This window comes from Pseudomonas sp. 22515, assembly GCF_052044625.1.
Taxonomy (GTDB): Bacteria; Pseudomonadota; Gammaproteobacteria; order Pseudomonadales; family Pseudomonadaceae; genus Aquipseudomonas; species Aquipseudomonas alloputida.
In genome coordinates this window covers 78,315-95,814 of record NZ_JBQENN010000005.1, presented here as the reverse complement: position 1 = coordinate 95,814, position 17,500 = coordinate 78,315, and the positions used below count along the sequence as shown (strand labels likewise).

General features: G+C 62.7%; 18 protein-coding genes and 1 pseudogene. 5 read left to right on the top strand and 14 right to left on the bottom strand.

Translation table 11 applies throughout. The annotated features are described in order from the left end of the window. Nucleotides 1-9 precede the first annotated feature (9 nt). The 3 genes from ACTJJN_RS07165 to ligD are packed head-to-tail and all read right to left on the bottom strand — an operon-like array spanning nucleotide 10 to nucleotide 4,347. Complete coding sequence (locus tag ACTJJN_RS07165) at nucleotides 10-765, bottom strand: PIG-L deacetylase family protein (RefSeq protein ID WP_012052317.1); 756 nt, start codon at nucleotides 763-765, stop codon at nucleotides 10-12. Next, nucleotides 762-1,805 (bottom strand): acyl-CoA dehydrogenase family protein, encoded by a 1,044-nt coding sequence (locus ACTJJN_RS07160; RefSeq protein ID WP_012052316.1) that lies wholly within the window; start codon nucleotides 1,803-1,805, stop codon nucleotides 762-764. Before ACTJJN_RS07160 ends, ACTJJN_RS07165 begins: the two co-directional genes overlap by 4 nt. A gap of 40 nt (nucleotides 1,806-1,845) precedes the next feature. Further along, nucleotides 1,846-4,347, bottom strand: a complete 2,502-nt coding sequence (ligD, locus tag ACTJJN_RS07155) for a DNA ligase D (protein WP_440781151.1) — start codon at nucleotides 4,345-4,347, stop codon at nucleotides 1,846-1,848. A 127-nt stretch (nucleotides 4,348-4,474) separates the two neighbouring features. On the opposite strand from ligD, the gene ACTJJN_RS07150 reads away from it, so the two are divergent. After that, entirely contained in the window at nucleotides 4,475-4,939 is a 465-nt protein-coding gene (locus ACTJJN_RS07150) for a hypothetical protein (protein ID WP_012052314.1), read from the top strand. Then, nucleotides 4,936-5,160 (top strand): metallothionein, encoded by a 225-nt coding sequence (locus tag ACTJJN_RS07145; RefSeq protein ID WP_017148353.1) that lies wholly within the window; start codon nucleotides 4,936-4,938, stop codon nucleotides 5,158-5,160. The genes ACTJJN_RS07150 and ACTJJN_RS07145 overlap by 4 nt, the downstream gene beginning before the upstream one ends. Nucleotides 5,161-5,250: 90 nt before the next feature. Here the strand turns inward: ACTJJN_RS07145 and ACTJJN_RS07140 are convergent, their stop codons facing one another. Genes ACTJJN_RS07140 through ACTJJN_RS07120 form a run of 5 tightly spaced genes read right to left on the bottom strand, consistent with a single transcriptional unit; the run spans nucleotide 5,251 to nucleotide 9,670 of the window. Next, on the bottom strand, nucleotides 5,251-5,667 hold the full coding sequence (locus ACTJJN_RS07140; protein WP_012052313.1) for a hypothetical protein: 417 nt from the start codon (nucleotides 5,665-5,667) through the stop codon (nucleotides 5,251-5,253). Between the two features lie 28 nt (nucleotides 5,668-5,695). After that, complete coding sequence (locus ACTJJN_RS07135; RefSeq protein WP_012052312.1) at nucleotides 5,696-6,649, bottom strand: lysylphosphatidylglycerol synthase domain-containing protein; 954 nt, start codon at nucleotides 6,647-6,649, stop codon at nucleotides 5,696-5,698. Continuing rightward, complete coding sequence (gene clsB / locus ACTJJN_RS07130; protein WP_440781150.1) at nucleotides 6,649-7,851, bottom strand: cardiolipin synthase ClsB; 1,203 nt, start codon at nucleotides 7,849-7,851, stop codon at nucleotides 6,649-6,651. Before clsB ends, ACTJJN_RS07135 begins: the two co-directional genes overlap by 1 nt. Then, a complete protein-coding gene (locus tag ACTJJN_RS07125; protein ID WP_324736993.1) occupies nucleotides 7,848-8,621 on the bottom strand; it encodes an endonuclease/exonuclease/phosphatase family protein in 774 nt (257 codons plus the stop codon). Before ACTJJN_RS07125 ends, clsB begins: the two co-directional genes overlap by 4 nt. After that, entirely contained in the window at nucleotides 8,618-9,670 is a 1,053-nt protein-coding gene (locus ACTJJN_RS07120) for a DUF72 domain-containing protein (RefSeq protein ID WP_440781149.1), read from the bottom strand. Before ACTJJN_RS07120 ends, ACTJJN_RS07125 begins: the two co-directional genes overlap by 4 nt. Nucleotides 9,671-9,794: 124 nt before the next feature. On the opposite strand from ACTJJN_RS07120, the gene ACTJJN_RS07115 reads away from it, so the two are divergent. Beyond that, nucleotides 9,795-10,346 carry an ATP-dependent Clp protease proteolytic subunit gene (locus ACTJJN_RS07115; protein ID WP_014862002.1) on the top strand — a complete coding sequence of 184 codons (552 nt, stop codon included), beginning with the start codon at nucleotides 9,795-9,797 and terminating at the stop codon, nucleotides 10,344-10,346. Nucleotide 10,347: 1 nt separating this feature from the next. Here the strand turns inward: ACTJJN_RS07115 and ACTJJN_RS07110 are convergent, their stop codons facing one another. Further along, on the bottom strand, nucleotides 10,348-10,746 hold the full coding sequence (locus ACTJJN_RS07110) for an NUDIX hydrolase (RefSeq protein WP_012052307.1): 399 nt from the start codon (nucleotides 10,744-10,746) through the stop codon (nucleotides 10,348-10,350). Between the two features lie 235 nt (nucleotides 10,747-10,981). Between ACTJJN_RS07110 and ACTJJN_RS07105 the strand changes: the two genes are divergently transcribed. Next, nucleotides 10,982-11,191, top strand: coding sequence for a general stress protein (locus tag ACTJJN_RS07105; protein WP_012052306.1), 210 nt, complete (start codon nucleotides 10,982-10,984; stop codon nucleotides 11,189-11,191). Nucleotides 11,192-11,357: 166 nt separating this feature from the next. Further along, nucleotides 11,358-11,627, top strand: a complete 270-nt coding sequence (locus tag ACTJJN_RS07100) for a DUF6555 family protein (protein ID WP_004374494.1) — start codon at nucleotides 11,358-11,360, stop codon at nucleotides 11,625-11,627. Nucleotides 11,628-11,705: 78 nt separating this feature from the next. On the opposite strand, the gene ACTJJN_RS07095 is transcribed toward ACTJJN_RS07100, so the two are convergent. From ACTJJN_RS07095 to ACTJJN_RS07075, 5 genes and pseudogenes are all read right to left on the bottom strand, one after another. Next, nucleotides 11,706-11,876: a hypothetical protein gene (locus tag ACTJJN_RS07095; RefSeq protein WP_181318761.1), complete on the bottom strand. Its 171-nt coding sequence runs from the start codon at nucleotides 11,874-11,876 to the stop codon at nucleotides 11,706-11,708. A gap of 244 nt (nucleotides 11,877-12,120) precedes the next feature. Further along, nucleotides 12,121-14,175: a phenylacetic acid degradation bifunctional protein PaaZ gene (paaZ, locus tag ACTJJN_RS07090; RefSeq protein ID WP_047602813.1), complete on the bottom strand. Its 2,055-nt coding sequence runs from the start codon at nucleotides 14,173-14,175 to the stop codon at nucleotides 12,121-12,123. A 37-nt stretch (nucleotides 14,176-14,212) separates the two neighbouring features. After that, nucleotides 14,213-15,445, bottom strand: a complete 1,233-nt coding sequence (locus ACTJJN_RS07085) for an OprD family porin (RefSeq protein WP_004577384.1) — start codon at nucleotides 15,443-15,445, stop codon at nucleotides 14,213-14,215. Between the two features lie 39 nt (nucleotides 15,446-15,484). Continuing rightward, nucleotides 15,485-17,053: pseudogene (locus ACTJJN_RS07080) on the bottom strand (cation acetate symporter); the annotation flags it as partial. Further along, nucleotides 17,044-17,352, bottom strand: coding sequence for a DUF485 domain-containing protein (locus ACTJJN_RS07075; protein ID WP_004374508.1), 309 nt, complete (start codon nucleotides 17,350-17,352; stop codon nucleotides 17,044-17,046). The gene ACTJJN_RS07075 and the pseudogene ACTJJN_RS07080, both read right to left, overlap by 10 nt. Nucleotides 17,353-17,500 lie beyond the last annotated feature (148 nt).

The window sequence follows — 17,500 nt, the reverse complement described above, 5'->3', positions numbered from 1 at the left end:
CAGCTCCATTCAAAGAAACACCAGTTCGAAAGGTTGCAGAAGGCAATCCAGCAGGTGCGGCGGTAGCACCGGCGGCTGCTCGCCGTCCGGCTGCAGCTGGCTGACGTGGGCGGCCAAGGCCTTGCGCTTGCGTGCCAGACGGCTTTCATCGAGCTGCACGCGGTGCGCACGGGGCCATGGCAGGCGCGGGTCGTCAGGCTCGGCCCAGTGCCAGGCCCAGACCGGTACCTCAGCCAAGTGCACCCCACGGGTTGCCGCCGCCTGCGCAGCGGCGCGGCCGACGGCCTCGTGATCGCAATGGCCATCACTGCGCCAGGTGGCCATCAGCAGGTCATCGGCGCGCAGTAACTGGGTGAGGTGACGGGTCAGAAACGCTTCTTCGCGCGGCAACTGGCCGTCCTTCAGATGAAGCCTGCGCCAGTCCAGGCGTTCAAGGTCCAGGTCGAGCTGCTGCAGGGCCAGTCGGCTTTCCTGGGGGCGCTGGCGGCGCAATCGATGTTCGGTCCAGTGACTGGAGCCGGGGTGGCTGCCTTCGCCGTCGGTGGCGGAGATCAGCACGAGCTCATCCTCACGCCCCTTGAAGCCTGCCAACAGGCCGCCGGCCATGAGAATCTCGTCATCCGGGTGCGGCGCAATCAATACCAGCCGGCGCCCCGGCGGGCACAGTTGGCGTGAGTCGAGCCAGGTCGCACGCGCCAGGTGCGCGCTTTGCTGCCAGGCTGCCCAAGGCGTGCCACCCGCGGCCTGGATCAGGTTCTGGCTCATAGTTGCCACACCCCGGCTGGCAACTGGGCCAACTGCTGGCCCAGCATCGCCAGATCGCGCTCGGCGTGGCTCTGACGCAGGAACACCGGCAGGTCGGCGCTCAGCCGGGCAAAATGACTGCTGCGACAGAACGGCGTGGCCCCCAAGGCACGCCCGACGTGACTGATAACCTGCTCTACGGCCTGTTCTACCTGGGCGCGGGTGCGGCGAACTTCGAAACTGGCATCCACACCGGGCTGCTGATCGATCCAGGCAGCACATTCACGCAATGACGCACGGGCGCCATGCAACGCAGCATCCACAGCGCCCAGATGCGCATCGGCATGCGGGTCTGGGCGGGGTTTGCGGCACTGTTCACGCAGGTAATCCGCCAGCGCCTCGGCCGCGCCGTACCAGCAGGCAGCGATACCTGCACCGCCTTGCCAGAAGCCAGGGCGCGAGAGGTATTGGCCCGGCGTGCCGATGAGCGTGCCTGGGGTATCGTTGAACGCCACCTCGACACTGGCGGTAGTGGCCATGCCAACGGCCTGCCAGTGCTCGATGTTCAGGCCCTGGCTCGGCTGCGACAGCTCGATTGCCACCAATTGCGGCTGCTCGGCCTCATCCCAGGCAGTAATCAGCGCGCGATCGATCTGCAAGGCACCGGAACACCAGGCCTTGGTGCCACTCAGGCGCACCTGGTCGCCTTCACGCGCAGTGATGTGGACCCGCGCATCGGGCGGCTCTGCCGCCCATACGCCCCAGATGCCGTCGTTGGCGTGGTGCGCTGCGCCGCATTCCGCCAGGATCGCCAAGGCATCGGTATGGCCCTCATAGAGCTTGGCCAGTGCCAGGTCACAGCCGGCCACCCGTGCCAAGGTCTGCCAGCGACGCAAGGTGTTGCCTTGCCCCGGCAACGGTAGCAGGTCGAGGTGATCAGCTTGCAGCGCCTGGATCAGTTGCGGCAATTGGGTATCGAGGTTGAGCGGTAGCTGGCGTTCGCCAAAGGCGCGTAAAAGGCGGTCAAGGGTGGTCAGGTTGAAGTCCTGAACGATGCTCATGGGCGTGGCTCCCGGGTCGTGTCCAATCGCAGGGGCATCATCATTCGAGCCCTAGCTGCTTGCGCATGCGCGCGGTGATCGACTGGCGTACCTTGCCCATGTCGGCCCAAGGGTCGTCGACCTCCGCCAGACGCTCGTGCAGGTTTGTGATGTTCCATTGGTTGGCGGCCTTGATTTGCGCCAGTTCCTCACGCCAGATAGGTACCGATACTGGCAGCCCGTCACGGGCTCGCAGTGAATAGGCGCACGCCGTGGTAGCGCCCTTGCCATTGCGCAGGTAGTCGATGAAGATGCGTCCCACGCGATTTTTCGGCCCCGACACCGCGCTCAGGCGCTCCGGAAACAGCTTGGCCAGGTAATTGACGATGGCGTGGCTGAAGTCCTTGACTTCGTCCCAGCCGGCACGCCGGGTCAAGGGCACAACCACGTGAATACCCTTGCCACCACTGGTTTTCAGGAACACCTTCAGGCCCAGTTCATCCAGCAGGGTGAGGGCCAGTTGGGTCGCCTCCACCATCGCCTTCCAGGGCAGCGCAGGATCAGGGTCCAGGTCGAGGACAAAACGGTCCGGCTTGTCGAAATCCTTGTCCGTGGCGTTCCAGGTGTGCAGTTCCAGCGTATTCATCTGCACCGCGCCCAGCAGCGTGTCCGGGCGATTAATGACCATCGCCGCCTGGCCTGCCTCGGCCTTTTCATAACTGAGTACGTTGGGTATGTGCAGCTGGCCCGCGTTTTTCTGGAAGAACAGCTCGCCACCCAGGCCGTCCGGGGCGCGCACCAATGCCACCGGGCGGTGCTTGAGCTGTGGCAGGATCCACTGGCTGATGCCAGCGTAATACTCGGCGACTTCGCGCTTGGTCACACCCGTGGTGGGGTCGATGACCCGGTCGGGGTGGGTCAGCCGCAGTTCACCCAGGTTCTCAGACGCCTTGGCCTGCTTGTTGCGGTTGGATACAGTTTTTGCGGGCATGGCGCGCTCCAGGTCAATGGCGGTGGCCGCCTTGTCATCGCGCAGGCCGTGGAACACCGAATGCCGCACGATGCCGTCACGGGTCATCTGGGCAAAGGCGACTTCAGCCAACAACTGCGGCCGCAGCCAGTGCACACCACGCGCTTCGGCTCCGGCAGGTGGCGAGGGCAGGGCAGGGCTGGCGATTTCCAAGGGCTTGAGCCGCGTGTGGATGCTGGCCAGTGTCGTGGTGTTGAAGCCGGTACCAACCTTGCCGGCATAGCGCAGCTCGCCACGCTCATTGTCGTGCAGGGCCAGCAGCAGGGCACCGAAGCCGCTGCGACTGCCTTTGGGGTCGGTGTAGCCGACGATCACGAATTCCTGGCGTTGCTTGCACTTGAGCTTGATCCAGTCTGGGCTACGGCGGCCGCTGTAAACACTGTCAGCACGCTTGCCGATCAGGCCTTCCAGCTTCAGCCGGCAGGCACTGTCGAGTAGCGATTCGACAGGTTCGTCGAAGTCGGCGGAATACTTGATGAAGTCGGAATGGTTGTGCTCAAGCAGTTGGCGCAACGTATCGCGGCGGTGCTGCAGCGGTAGCTGTCGCAGGTCCTGACCGCCCAGAAATGGCAGGTCGAACAGGTAATAGGTGATGCGTTCGTCGTGCTCGGTATCGAAGGCGTTCTGCAACGCCTGGAAGTCAGCCATGCCATTCTCATCAGCCACCACCATTTCGCCATCGAGCCAGGCCGAGTCGATACCGAGCGCGCGCAGGGCAGCCACCTGCCGGGGCATCTTGCTGCTCCAGTCATGGCCGTTGCGGGTGAACAGGCGGATGTCCTGGCCCTCGATTCGGGCCAGGATACGGTAGCCATCGAACTTGACTTCGTAGCGCCAGTCGCCGCTGGGTGGAGAATCCACCAACGTTGCCAGCTGTGGCTGTAGCTGTGCTGGCAAGGGTGCAGCCTGAACTTTGTCGGCGCGTTTACGGCTGCTGCGCGGGGCAGTGGCTTTTTTTGCAGCGGATTTGCGTGGCACCAGCGTGCGCTCGCTGAGCACGCTGTCGGGCAGGGCCTCGACAATGCTGTACTCGGTTTCGCTGCGCGCCTGGGCGTCGTGCGACTTGACCAGCATCCATTGTTCTTTCTTGCCGGCCAGGTGGGTGCGAAACAGGTTCCACACGCCGGCTAGCTTCTCGCCTTGCAGGCGGAAACGCAGCTTGCCTTTGACATAGGCTTCATGGGCATCGCCTTCAGGCTCCCAGATACCGCGGTCCCAGACGATCACATCGCCTGCACCATAGTGGCCTTCAGGGATATGGCCCTCGAAATCGGCGTAGTCCAACGGATGGTCCTCCACATGCACTGCCAGGCGGCGCACCTTGGGGTCCAGCGATGGGCCTTTGGGGATCGCCCAGCTTTTCAGGGTACCGTCGAGCTCGAGGCGGAAGTCGTAATGCAGGTGACTGGCGTCGTGCTTCTGGATGCAGAACTGCAGCGCATGGGCCCGCTTGCCACGTTTGCGTTTGCCGCTGGGCTCGGGCGTGGCGTTGAAGTCGCGCTTGCGCGCATATTCCTGCAGGGGCTTGGCCATGGCGGGCTCCGGGCAGATCACAGTCTCTAAGGTGGGAGGTGCCGGCCGAGGCGGTAGTTCAAAAAACTCTGAATCTTCCGTGAGCTGGCGTAGTCGACCGAATGAAGCCACCTGATGGAGAACGCACATGACCCGACCCGATGCACCTAAGCCATACACCCCCACCGAAGTCGATGACACTGAGGACCGCATGGGCAGCGTGCATGAACTGGATTTCGATGAACGCCTGGACGAACGCGAAGGGCGTGTGGGCGACGAGCGACCCGCCGCCGAGGTCGCCCGTGAGTTCCCACCCCAGCGCGTGGCACAAAGTGGCATGACCGGCGGCGAAACGCTGAGTGACAGCCTGCATGAGGACAATGTCACCTATGACGATTTGAGCCCGGACACCCTGCTGGACGAAACCGGCGCACGCGACCCCCACGAGCCGGGCGGCAGTGGCGGCCCGGCAGACCAGCGTTTGCGCCAGGTGGATGCCGACGAGATCGGTGGCGGCATTGGCCTGGACGAGGCCGAATTGGCCCGATCCGCTCCGCTGGATGGGGTGCCCTGGACCGATGAAGTGATTGACGACGAGGAGAGCAAGCCATGAACGATCAACGCTGCGCGTGTACGCACTGCTCCTGCACGGTGGATGCCAATGCCTTGCAGCGCGACGGCAAGGCCTATTGCTGCGAGGCCTGCGCCAGCGGCCACCGCAAGGGTGAGCCATGCCGGATGCAGGACTGCCATTGTGGTGATAAGCCGGGCGAGAGCGCGGTAGACAATGCGCTGGATGAAACCTTTCCAGCGAGTGATCCGATCTCGCCCTGAAGCAGATAGGCGGGCTGCCCTTGCAGGCGATCGCCCCGCCCTTTGATCTTATTCTGGGAGCGGGCTTGCGCTGGCTCCCAGCCTTTTGTACTAGTGGGTCTGCCAGACCCCGTTATTTCGCTCACAGTCGCTACGGGCCTGGCCGAGGCTCGGGGTGTCGTAATAGTAAGTGATCACCCGCGCATCCTTGGGTAACGCCGGCTTCTCGCCACCGATTGCCTTGGGATTGGCCAATGCCTCTGGGGTCAGGGGAGCGATGCAGCTGCCGACACTCCCATCGGCACACCGCGCTACTTTGCTCTTTTCGCTATTGAGCATGTCCTTGCTTTCGTTGCTGCATGACCAGTTGATCGCTTCGGCGGGCATGTTGCTGTAGCTGTAACAGGTGTGCCGCTCCACCGGCGTCACGGCGTCGCTGGAGGAGCGAGTCAGCACATTGCAAGCTTCGGCCCAGGCCTGGCCGCTGGCCAGGCTGGCAACCATCATCATCAAGGCAGGAACACGCATTTTCCACCTCCAGGGCACAAGGCCCACGTCAGGTCTGAGCAGGCTTGTCGCGCCGGCGCATGGCTTTGGCGCGCTTTTCCAGGATCAGGTAGGTCACCACTGCCAACAGCAGCGGAATCAGGTAGTACAACGTGCGGTAGCCGAGCAGGGCAGCCACCAGCGTGCCCTGGGCCATCTGCCCATGCAGCAGGGCCAGAAACACCGCTTCCAGCACGCCCAGCCCCGCAGGGATATGCGCCACCACACCGGCCACGCAACTGATCAGCAGGATGCCGAGAATCGATGGGTAGAACGCTTCGCCCGGCAGCAGCCAGAAGATCAGCAGCGCCATCAGTGCCCAGTTGCTGGCACCCAGCGCCACCTGGCACAGCGCCAGACGCAGCGAGGGCAGCGTCACCTCGTGGTCGCGCCAGCACCAGGTGCGCTTCTTGGCGAAACCACAGGCCAGCAGGTAGCCGCCCGCAATCGCCAGCAACAGCAGGCCGATCAGGCGCAGGCCTGTAGTGCCCACCGCCCAGTTACCGGGCATCTCCACCAGGCCCAGGGCGAATACGGTGCCGGCCAGCAGCATATAGCCCATCCAGTTGGTCAACAGCCCCAAGGTGAGGATTCGTGTAATGGTCGCGGTATCCAGGCCCAGCCGGCCATAAAGGCGGTAGCGCAAGGCAACCCCGCCTACCCAGGTCGTGAAATTGAGGTTGAACGCGTAGCACACGAACGCGACGGGCAATACCTGCCGGGCAGGTAGCGTGTGGCCGGTGTAAGCCCGGGCCAACAGGTCGTAACTGGCAAACGCGAGGTAGCTGCTCAACGCGATCGCCAAGCCGATGGCAAGGGTGCCAGGCTTGTAGGCCAGCAAAGACTGGCGCACTTCGTTCCAGTCCAGGTTGCGCGCCAGCAGGTACAACAGCACAGGGATCAGGATCAGAAACGCCAGTGTGAGCAGACGTTTGCCCCACGTTTGCCAGCTTTTGCGCGCCATCAGGAGTTGCCCTCGTGCAAGTTGCCATGAGGTTCGGCTTCCGGCTGCACCGAGCGCAAACGCTGCCGGTGCGCTGGGAACCAGCCCGCAATGCGCGGGAAGTGGCGGATCACGTGGAAGCACACGAAGATCAACGGTGCTCGCCACCAGTAGCCGCGAATCATGCGCTCCAAGGTGACCGGTTTGCATTGCTCGCTGGCCAGTGCCTGCAGATGCTGGTGCAGTTGCTGGTTGAAGGCCCGATCACGAATGAACAGGTTGGCCTCCAGGTTGAACGACAGGCTCAGGGGGTCGAGGTTGCTGGAGCCGACGGTGGCCCATTGGTCGTCCACCAGTGCCACCTTGCCGTGCAACGGCCGCTGGCAGTACTCATGGATCTTCACCCCGTCGCGCAGCAGGTAGTTGTACAGCAGGCGCGACAATGCGCGTACCCAGCGCATGTCGGGTTGGCCCTGCAAGATCAACTGAACCTCTACGCCACGCCGGGCCGCATTGCGCAGCTCGCGCATCAATCGGTAGCCTGGGAAGAAGTAGGCGTTGGCGACGACAATGCGTTGCCTGGCTTTACGAAACGCCTGAAGGTAGTGCGCCTCGATATCAGTGCTGCGCATGCCGTTGTCGCGCTCGATCAATACAGCACTGGTGCTTCCGGCGGGCTCGGTAACCGGGCGTACCGCACTGGGTGGCTGCAGAACAGGAGACATCAGGCGCTTACTGGCTGCATGTACCTGCGCCACTACCGGCCCAGTGACCTCCACGGCATAGTCCTGCTTGGCCATGGCACCAAAGTCGCCTAAATGGTCGGCGCTGTAGTTGATACCGCCGATGAAGGCCCGTTCACCATCAACCACCACGATCTTGCGGTGCAAACGGCGAAACAGGTTGGTGCGCATGCCCAACAACAGGGGCTGTGGATCGAACGCGTGAAAGCTTACACCCGCGTCGGTCATCGCTGAAATGAATGCAGCCGGCAGCTCGGCTGTGCCGTAGCCATCTGCGGCCACTTCCACGCGCACACCGCGCCGGGCCGCCTCGATCAACACCTGCTGCAATTGCTTGCCCACTTTGTCGTCGAAGATGATGAAGGTTTCCAGCAATATTTCTTCCCGCGCCTGGGCCATGGCCTCGAACACGCGGGGGTAGTACTGCTCGCCATTGATCAGCAACTGCACACTGTTGCCATCTACCCAAGGTCGGTTCACAGGTTGATCTCCGCAGCCAGTGGTACGTGGTCGGACAGATGCGACCACGGGTATTTGGACAGCACCTGGGCCGCGCCCGGCATCGCGTTTCGCAAGTAGATGCGGTCCAGGCGCAACAACGGCAGGCGCGCGGGAAAACTGCGCGCCGGGGTGCCGAAGGCTTCTGTCAGGTGTTCGCTGAGCACCGCGTCCGCCTTCAGCCGCCAGTCGTTGAAATCGCCGGCGATGATGACCGGCGCGTTGGGCGGCAGGCTGGCCAGCAGGTCCAGCATCAGCTTCACCTGGCGTTGCCGGTGTGCTTCGCGCAGGCCCAGGTGTACGCATACCGCATGCACCTCGTCATGGCCCGGCACCTCCAACTGGCAATGCAGCAGGCCACGTTGTTCATTGCCCTGCACCGACACATCCAGGTTGTTGAAGCGGCTGATGGGGAATTTCGACAACAGCGCGTTGCCGTGGTCGCCATGGGGATACACCGCATTGCGGCCATAGGCGAACTGCGGCCACATGCTGTCGGCCAGAAACTCGTACTGCGGTGTTTCGGGCCAGGCAGGGTGGCGCAAGGCGTGCTGCTGGTGACTGCCGTGCACCTCTTGCAAAAACACCAGGTCGGCGCCGGTGGCCCGTACGGCCTCGCGCAACTCGGGCAAGATGAAGCGCCGGTTGAAGAAGGTGAAGCCTTTGTGCACGTTCAGCGTCAACACATTGAGCCGGCGTACAGCGGTCACCTTGTCGATGATGCCGCGTGGGGCGGGCAGGGGCTTGTTCACAAGGCCACCTCCGGCACCACGCCTGGCTCGGTCATCAACTCATGGTCCAACGACAGCTTTTGCAGCAAGCGCCTGGCGTCGTATGGCGCGTGAACCTTCTGGTCGTTGTCGAAATAGCAGTACACATCCCGTGCGGCACGCCGAGGCGGCGGCCCCGGCACGACCAGGCGGGCATCGTCCGCCTGGTTACCTTCGCTCCATAGCTGGATACGCTGCTTCCAACGCCGCAGCGCGCGTGCGGTATATCCGCTGCTGTACAGCTCCACATCCCCGTGCAGGCGCATGTAGACGAAGTCGGCGGTCACGTCTTCGACACAGGGCCATTTGCCTGCGCTGTCGGCGACTACCAGCGCTACGCGATGCTTGCGTAAGAGCTTGATGAAGGCTTCGCAGAGGAAACTCTCGTGGCGGATTTCCACGGCGTGACGCAAGCGAGCATCGCCTTTGATGGCAAGGCTGCCATTACCCTTCAGGCGCTCGGCGCAGCCTTGGGCGCGTTCAAGGGCCGCTTTGCGGGTGTGTGGCAGCAGCGCCAGAAACCGGGAAAAACGGTCTTCATCGAACTTCATGTTGGGGGGGAACTGCCACAGGAACGGCCCGAGCTTTTCGCCCAACAGCAGCGGCCCGGAGGCGAAAAAATTGGCCACTGGCTCTTCGATGTCCTTCAGTCGCCGGACATGGGTGATATAGCGCGGCCCCTTGACCGCGAACACGAAGCCGTCCGGCGTTTCTTCACGCCAGCCCAGATACCGCTGGGGCGTTTGCAGGCTGTAGAACGAGCCATTGATCTCGATGCTGTTCACCGCCCGTGAAGCGAATGCCAGTTCATCGTCCTGCTTCAGGCCTTTGGGGTAGAAGTCCTTGCGCCAGGGGCCATAGCGCCACCCGGAGATACCGATGCGAATATCGCTCACGCTGCCGTCCTCACTGCCGGTTCCTTGTTCGGTCGCTCTGAAGGTGCGACCGGCAAAGGCCGGCGAGGGTTCACAACGCTTGACCAACGGAAATGCTGACGCCGAGTTGAACTTTGCGGCAGCTGGCGTCTCCACCGCATACCCGTTTCATGGAAGGGTGCCAGGATGACATTGGAGCGTTTCTCCCGTTGCCAGATGGCCGGGCTGGGCGACGATGTGCAAAAGCACAAGCAATGACCTGCCACCCGCGGAGGCAAGCATGGCCAGACATATCATCCACTTCACCGGGCCGATCAATTCGTCTACCTGCGGCAACCTGATCACGACCTGCTCACGGGCATTGCAACAGGGTGCCGAGCTTCTGCAACTGAACATCGCCACCATGGGCGGCGAATGCAGCTATGGCTTTACCCTGTACAACTTTCTCCGGGGGTTACCCGTGGAGGTGCATACCCACAACCTGGGTACGGTGGAATCCATGGGCAATATCCTCTTCCTTGCCGGAGCGCGACGCACGGCTTGCAGTTTCAGCAAGTTTCTTTTCCACCCGTTTCATTGGACCTTGCATGGTTCGGTGGACCATTCGCGGATGTCCGAGTATGCGATGAGCCTGGATTACGACCTGCGCCTGTATGCGCAGATCGTGGCCGAGCGCACGAAAGGCGCGGCCGAGGTCCTGGATGTACCGCGCTATCTAATGGCTTATCCAAGGATACTGGCGCCGCGGGAGGCGCTGGAAAACGGAATGATCCATGCAATCGACGAGATGCCGATCGCGTCAGATGCCGTTCAGTGGAGTGTGCACGCCTAGCTTACCGAACGGACGCCGCCGTGCCCGCGTCACAAGCCAGCAAGGAGCGGATCAGGGCCTTGATCTCGCCCTTCACCACAGCCACCTGATCCAGGTGGGCAAAGCGGCAGTCGGCAATTTCGTGCCGGGCCTTGGGCTGCGGTGCTTCGGCAAACTCCGCTGCGAACACGTAATGCACACGCTCTGACGTTTCGTGGCGCATCAACAACACCAGCGATTCAGCCTGTAGCCCAGTCTCTTCCAGCAACTCCCGCTGCGCGGCCTGCATCGGCGTCTCGCCGGGTTCGATCTTGCCGCCTGGAAGGGTCCAGGGCGCCTTCGGCTTTCTCACCCACAACCACTTGTGGCGCTGCTTGCCATGCCGGCAAATGATGGTGGCGCGATGCTTGACTGGTTTCATTCCGGCTCCTGGGCGATTCCTTTATTGCATGAAGTTTCGGCCCTGGCTGGCAATAAACGTTGCGTTGAAGCTGACGAACGGTCACTTCCATTACGCAAACAGCCTGCCTGCATGTTTTTAGTGCCACCGGTCAGCTGACTGTAAAACCATTGAGCACAGCGACCGATCGGGGGCTCGGAAGCTAGGCATGGCATCGATTGATGCGATCAGCCAATCCATCGCAAGGAGAAACGACATGGCGCAGGACCAAGAGCGAACCCGCCAGCGCGGCGGCACCAAGGAAACCAACCCAGGTAACTTTGCCAATGACCGCGAGAGGGCATCGCGCGCTGGCCACAAGGGTGGCCAGGCATCTGGCGGCAACTTTGCCAACGACCGCCAACGGGCATCGGAAGCCGGACGCAAGGGGGGGCGCAACAGCCACGGCGCAGGCCGCAGCCAGTGAGAGGGAGCTTTCGCTGAACGCCAGCTCCCCATAGGTGCCCAGCAGCGATTTCGGGGTAACCGCCCCGGAATCGCGCCATGACATTTTGTTGGACAAAATTTTGAATCTTCTGGCCACCGCCCGATCAATCAAAATGTCATCCATGGAGAAGAGGAGGCCCCCTGCGATGCCTAGTCCACAGCTGTACATAATCGATTACAAACTGCATGACCAGCCGCGCAGTTTCATCATTCGCCTGGAACGCCTGGACAATGCCGAGGCTTGGCATTGGGCAAGTTGTGATGCGGGCATCGGCATCATTCCCAAGTTCGGTCGCGAGAAAATCAGGAAGGTCAGTCGGCCGATGGCCGAGCGTTACGGCATTACCGCCGTGAGCTGGCGGATTTCGGGAAGCAAACCCAACCAGTCGGTGGGCGATCCGGCGGCGATGGTTTAATAGCTCGCCTGTAACCGGTAAAAGAAACTGCAGGAACGGACGTGCCCGCTCCTGCAGGATACGCTGATACTCACCGTGTCAGGCACCAGACTCAGGGTCGCTGGCCGGGACGCCGGGCCGGTTTTCCTCATCATCAGTCACATTGGGGTCGGTATCTGGGTCGTCTACCCGATCATTGCGTCGATCCGGCTCCAGCTCCGGCCAGTCATCTTCAACATTGCCGCCACCCATTCGCAGTAGGGAATCCATTGCGCAGTCCTCGTTGATGGTCCTCATGAATTGAGAGCTACAGGTGTACGCCAGAGGTTCACTGAGCATTGGCAGTCGCTGACCAACGGTTTAGATGCCTGCATGCTTCACTGCAGCCACGTACGTGTACTGATCCCAGGTGCCTTGAACCGCTACCGACCTCTTCGCGGGTGAACCCGCTCCTACAAGGGCGCTGTGCCGATCAGAGGCGGCGTGCCCATAAGAGGCCAGTAGCTTCAACCCCTCATTCTGGTTTTTTCAGCACCAAGGTCAGGATGTCATAGCTGGCCACCAACTCACCCAGCTGATTGGTCACCTCCACATCCCACGCCACCACCCCCTGCGGCTGCCCCAGCGGGCTGGTCTTGCCTTGGTCGATCTTGCGCTTGCAGGTCAGGCGCGCCTGGATGGTATCGCCAATGCCCACCGGGTTGATGAAGCGCAGGGTGTCCAGCCCATAGTTGGCCAGCACCGGTCCGGCACCGGGCGACACAAACAGCCCGGCCGCTGCCGACAGTACGAAGTAACCGTGGGCAATGCGCTTACCGAATTGCGACGCCTTGGCGGCGATTTCGTCGAAGTGCATGTAGAAATGGTCGCCTGACAGGCAGCCGAAATTGACCAGGTCAGCTTCTGTCACGGTGCGGCGATGGGTGAGCAGCGACTCGCCGATACGCAGCTGCTCGAAGTAGCGACGGAACGGGTGCACGTCGGTTTCGATAACTTCGCCGCCGCGCACGTACTCGCCGGTGACCGCCGTGAGCATGCTCGGCGAGCCTTGTACGGCGGCGCGCTGCAGGTAATGCTTGACAGCACGCAGGCCACCCAGCTCTTCACCACCACCGGCGCGGCCCGGGCCACCGTGCTTGAGCTGCGGCAGCGGCGAGCCGTGCCCAGTGGACTCCTTGGCAGCCTGGCTATCGAGCACCAGCAGACGGCCATGCCAGGCAGCAGCCACCGGGATAGCCTTGGCGGCCACCCTGCGGTCGGCGGTGACCAGGGTCGCCACCAGGCTGCCTTTGCCACGGGCAGCCAGTGCCAAGGCTTCGTCGAGGTCGTCATAGGCCATCAGCGTACTGACCGGGCCGAACGCTTCGATATCGTGGGCGCCGCCCTCGGCATGTGGGTCGCGGGCCTGCAACAAGGTTGGCGCAAAGAACGCGCCTTCAGCCACGCCTTCGCCACGCGGGGCAAAGCCATCGCTGGCGCCGAACAGCTGATCACAACTCTGCAGCAGGCTGCGCACCCGCTCGCCAACGTCGCGCTGCTGGTCATGGGAGGCCAGGGCCCCCATGCGCACACCTTCAAGCGACGGGTCGCCAACCACGACCTTGCTCAGGCGCTCGCGCAGGCGCGTGGCAACGGCATCCAGGTGCCTGGCCGGGACGATCGCGCGGCGGATGGCGGTACACTTCTGCCCGGCTTTAGTGGTCATTTCACGCACCACTTCCTTGATGTACAGGTCAAACTCTTCGCTGTCCGGTGTCACGTCCGGGCCGAGGATGGCGCAGTTGAGCGAGTCGGCCTCGGCAGTGAACGGCACCGAGTTGCGAATCAGGTTGGGCGTCACGCGCAATTTGGCAGCGGTATCGGCGGACCCGGTGAAGGTCACCACGTCCTGCCCCTGCAGGCGGTCGAGCAGGTCGCCGGTGCTGCCGATAACAAGCTGCAGGCTGCCTTCGGGCAGCAGGCCGGAGGCATTCATCAGGCGTACCACGGCCTCGGTCAAATAGCTGGTCGAGGTCGCTGGCTTGACGATGCAGGGCATACCGGCCAGGAACGTCGGGGCAAACTTTTCCAGCATGCCCCAGATAGGGAAGTTGAACGCGTTGATGTGCACCGCAACGCCTGCCCGTGGCACCAGGATGTGACTACCGGCGAAATGGCCTTGTTTGCCCAGCGGTATGGCAGGCCCTTCGTGCACCAGGTTACCCGACGGCAGCTCGCGGCTGCCGATGCCGGCATAGGAGAACAGCGTGGCGTTGCCGCCTTCGATGTCGATCCAGCTGTCGGCCCGGGTGGCGCCGCTGTGGTGCGACAGGGCGTAGAGCTGCTCCTTGTGCTCGGCCAGGTACAGGGCCAGGGCTTTGAGGCGTTGGGCACGTTGTTGGAAATCCATGCCCATCAGCGAGGCAAGACCGCGTGCACGCGCGTAGTCCACAGCTTCGGCGAAGTCCGGGCGCTCTTCATGGCTGTAGGCCAGTACGTGGCCGTCGAGGGCGCTGCGCAGGGCCTGGGCGCCGTGCTGGCCGAGCCAACGGCCGGCGATGAAACTTTGCAGAGTAGGGGCGGCAGACATGCTGTTCTCCATGCTGTTCAAAATGTGAGGGGTGCTGTTACCACAGCGCCAGGGTGTAGCCGATGATCAGGCGGTTTTCGTCCACGGCGTTGGTCAGGCCGTTGCCGGAGCGGAAGGTGACATTGCGCCAGCGCAGGCTGACGTCCTTGAACGGGCCACTCTGGATGACATACGTGATGTCGGTGTCGCGCTCGCGCTCGCGGCCATTGGTCACGGTGGCAGTTTCCGCGTGGCGACCGTCGGTATAGCGGGTCATGAAACTCAGGCCGGGGATGCCCATGGCAACGAAGTCGTAGTCGTAGCGCACTTGCCAAGCGTCCAGCCCGGCGCGGGTGAAGGTGTTGTAGGTGACCAGGTTGACGGTGAACGGGTCGCCGCCGTTGACGAACGGGAAGGCGCTGTCACCGGACATCTGCTGCCAGGTGGCGGTGAACTTGTGCGCCCGCACGCCCAGGGTGAACATGGCGTTGAAGTTACGGTTGTCGATGTTGCCGGCACGCTCGGCACCGTCGTTGCGGCTGTCGAAGTAGCGCAGGTCACTGCGCAGGCTCAGTCCTTCTGCCAGTGGGCGGGTGTCGATCAGACCGACGAACTGCTGACGGTAGATGTCCTGGAGCTTGGCGTAGTAATAGCTGACCGTGGTTTGCGGGGTGATGGCGTAGCTGCCACCACCAAAGTCCAGGTGGTCACTGCTGGCAGCGCCATAGCCGATGTCGTCGCGGCCAGACGAATCCCGCAGGTTGGCCTTGGTCAGGCGTCCGGCATTGAAGGTGAGGCCATCGAGGTCCTGACTGGTGAGCAGGCCACCCTGGAAGGTGGACGCCAGCAGGCGGGTGTCGTTGTACACCACCACCGGCAGGATCGGCTGCAAGGTGCCCAGCCGCAAGGTGCTCTTGGACACGCGTACCTTGCCGGTCAGGCCTAGCTCGCTGTAGTCATCGACCGGTTCGTGGCTGTTCGGGCCAAAAGGCAGCAGGCCGGTGTTGCGGCGGTCGCGGCTGGAGTCGAGCTTGATGCCCAACTGGCCCAGCGCGTCCACGCCAAAGCCGACCGGGCCCTCGGTAAAGCCCGACTCCAGCTTGGCGGTAAAGCCTTGGCCCCATTCCTCGGCCTTGGCCTGCGGGGCGTTGCTCTGGCGAAAATCACGGTTGATGTAGTGGTTGCGCAGCTCCAGGCGTGCATGGCTGTCGCCGATGAAGTCGGCCAGCGCGGGCATCGGCAGGGCGAAGGTGGCCAGCCAGGCGGCTGACAGGAAGTGTGTGCGGTTCATTGTTGTTGTTTTACCCGACATGTCTGTTCGTCCTTGAAGTCAGTGTTTGCTGGCGCCAGCCGCACCGATACCGGTCATGGAGCGGATGAACTGGCCCAGGTAGCGACCACGCTCTTCAACGGCACGTTCGGAGCTGTCGGTAACCGAGAACACCCAGGCACTGAGGAAGGCCAGGCTCATGGAGAACAGCGCAGGGTTGCTGTAGGGGAACAGCGCCGTTTCGTTGTGCAGCACGTTGACCCACACCGCCGGGCCCAGTACTACCAACAGCACCGCCGAGACCAGCCCGGCCATGCTGCCGCACACCGCGCCGCGGGTGGTCAGGCCTTTCCAGAACATGGAAAGGAGCAGCACCGGGAAGTTGACCGAAGCGGCCACCGCCAGCACCAGGCCGGAAAGGAAGGCAATGTTCTGCGACTCGAACATCAGGCCCAGGATCACCGCCAGCAGGCCGATGAGCAACGTGGCAATGCGTGACACGCGCATTTCCTCTTGCTCGGTAGCCTTGCCTTTGCGCATTACGCAGGCATACAGGTCGTGGGACACGGCCGATGCCCCGGACAGCGCCAGGCCGGCGACCACAGCCAGAATGGTGGCGAAGGCGACGGCAGAGATGAAGCCCAGGAACAGGTTGCCACCCACGGCCTGGGCCAGGTGCACGGCGACCATGTTGCCGCCACCGATGATGGCGCCGGTGGCGTCGCGGTAGGACGGCTCGGTGCCGACCATGACGATGGCGCCAAAGCCGACAACGATCAGCAGCAGGTAGAAGTAACCAATGAAACCGGTGGCGTAGAACACGCTCTTGCGTGCTTCCTTGGCATCACTGACAGTGAAGAAGCGCATCAGGATATGCGGCAGGCCAGCGGTGCCGAACATCATGCCCAAACCGAGGGAAATGGCGTCCACCGGGTTGGACAACAAGCCGCCTGGGGCCATGATCGCCTGGCCCTTGGCATGCACGGCCACCGCACTGGCAAACATGGCCTCGGTGCTGAAGCCGAAGTGCTTGAGCACCATGAAGGCCATGAAACTGGTGCCTGAGAGCAGCATTACTGCCTTGATGATCTGCACCCAGGTGGTGGCGAGCATGCCACCGAAGGTGACATAGGCAACCATCAGCACACCGACCAGCATCACGGCGTACAGGTAGCTGATGCCGAACAGCAGCTCGATCAGCTTGCCGGCGCCGACCATTTGCGCCACCAGGTACATCAGCGCCACCACCAGGGTGCCGAAAGCCGAGGTCAAGCGCACCGGGGTTTGCGCCAGCCGGTAGCTGACCACGTCGGCAAAGGTGTACTTGCCCAGGTTACGCAGGCGCTCGGCAATCAGGAACAGGATGATCGGCCAGCCCGCCAGGACACCGAGGGCATACAACAGGCCGTCGTAGCCGTTCATGAACATCATCGCGGAAATGCCCAGGAACGAAGCGGCACTGATCATGTCGCCAGCGATTGCCAGGCCGTTCTGCATGCCGGTCAAGCCGCCGCCGGCGGTGTAGAAGTCGCTGGCCGAGCGGGTGCGCAAGGCAGCCCAGCGGGTGACCAGCAGGGTGAAGCAGACAAACACCATGAACATCGAAATGGCGGTCCAGTTCATTGTGCGCACTCCTGCTTGACCTTGTCGTTGAGCGGGTCGAGCACGTTGTTGGCGCGGTGCACATAGATGCCGGTCAGGGCAAAGGACAGCAGCACCATCAACACGCCCACCAGCATGCCGACAGTGGTCACGCCGCCGCTGAGGGACTGGCCGAGGGTGCTGGGCGAAAACGCAACCAGCAGGACAAAGCCGTAGTAGACCACCAGCATGGCCAGGGTCAGGCTGCCGTTGAGGCGGCGCTTGCGCCGCACCAGGTGCTGGAAGTCGGGGTGGTTGGCGATGCTTTCTATGCGTTCGGGTGTCATGGCAAGCGATCTCTTGGTGTTGTAATTGTTGTGTTGAGGTCACGCGGGGTATTGCGTTGTTGCTTAGGCCCTCTTCGCAGGTAAGGATGCTGCCCTAAGGCCCTGCGCAGGCCCTGTAGGAGCGGGTTTACCCGCGAAGCAGTCGACT